Consider the following 1,184-nt stretch of genomic DNA (forward strand, 5'->3'; position numbering starts at 1 on the left):
TGTAAATTTAAGTACAAAACTTGTTTTTCGTATTCTGACATCAAATCACCTTCGCCTAAAATTATCAATTTAATATTTGAACTTGGTAAATGAGATTTAGAATAACAATCAATCAATTTATCAAATTGTTTTACATTGGTATTCATGTTTCCAACTGCCAAAATATAATCGAAATCAACATCAATGTTAAATTTTGATTGCTTCTCAATAAATTCAAAATCAATTGGATTATAAATTGTTGTCACTTGATTGTACTTGTATTTCTCAATAACTTTTGCTTCAATTGCTTTAGAAACGGTCACTATTTTTTTAGCATTTGAATAAATAGATTTTGCTAGAATAGTTAATTTAGGAAAATATAAATTGGTCATAAAACTATGAACCATTTTTATAACTGGAGCATTGTAAATAAACTTCGTGATAACATATTCCTGCCATTGTTTATTGATTACTCGAGTATCAATTATAAAATCAAATTGATTTTGGTTGAAAAAACGAGATAAAATTTGAAATCTATGAATTCGATCCAAAAGATTAAAACCGCCTTTTTTGAGTTTTCCGAGATTTAGAATTTCGCCAGCATAAGCATACTCAACGCGGTCAATTACAATAACATGATGCACGCTACAATTATTGGCAACAAAGAATTGTGATAAAACTGCCGAACATCTTTCGGCGCCACCGCCAGCAAGTTGTTCAGAAACAATGCAAATTCTAAAAGACTTTTTTGCAGTAACGCTCAATTTTTGATTATTTTAGCAACAAATATAAGCAAAAGTGAGAATATTATTAATTGGTGAGTTCAGTCGTTTACACAATTCCCTAAAAGAAGGTTTGGAATTGTTGGGACACGAAGTTTGTATCGTTGCCAATGGCGATGGCTTCAAGAATTATCCGGTTGATTTATCTACAAGAGCAAAATGGCTTGAAACAAAAATTGGCCTATTTTTTAAAAAACTTCTTTATAAAACAGTAGGTTTTGATCTATTAAAATTAGAGTTTGGAATTCGGTTTTATTTTCATTTGAACAAATTAAAAAACTACGATGTTGTTCAATTAATTAATGAAGCACCAATTCAAACGATTCCTTGGTTGGAGCGTTATTTACTTAAAAAAATCTTTCATCAAAATAAAAATGTTTATCTTTTATGTTGCGGAGTTGACTATTTAGTTGCGAAACATTT

The 1,184-nt window shown here is 29.2% G+C and carries 1 protein-coding gene and 1 pseudogene; one reads left to right on the forward strand and one right to left on the reverse strand.

Going from position 1 to position 1,184, the window contains the following annotated elements; translation table 11 throughout:
• On the reverse strand, positions 1-743 hold a 743-nt coding region (locus DIU01_RS08900; RefSeq protein ID WP_290833623.1), incomplete at its 3' end, for a glycosyltransferase.
• Between the two features lie 34 nt (positions 744-777).
• On the opposite strand from DIU01_RS08900, the pseudogene DIU01_RS08905 reads away from it, so the two are divergent.
• Positions 778-1,184 (forward strand): annotated as a pseudogene (locus DIU01_RS08905) (glycosyltransferase family 1 protein); the annotation flags it as partial.

It is taken from the genome of Flavobacterium sp. (genome assembly GCF_003525665.1).
Taxonomy (GTDB): Bacteria; Bacteroidota; Bacteroidia; order Flavobacteriales; family Flavobacteriaceae; genus Flavobacterium.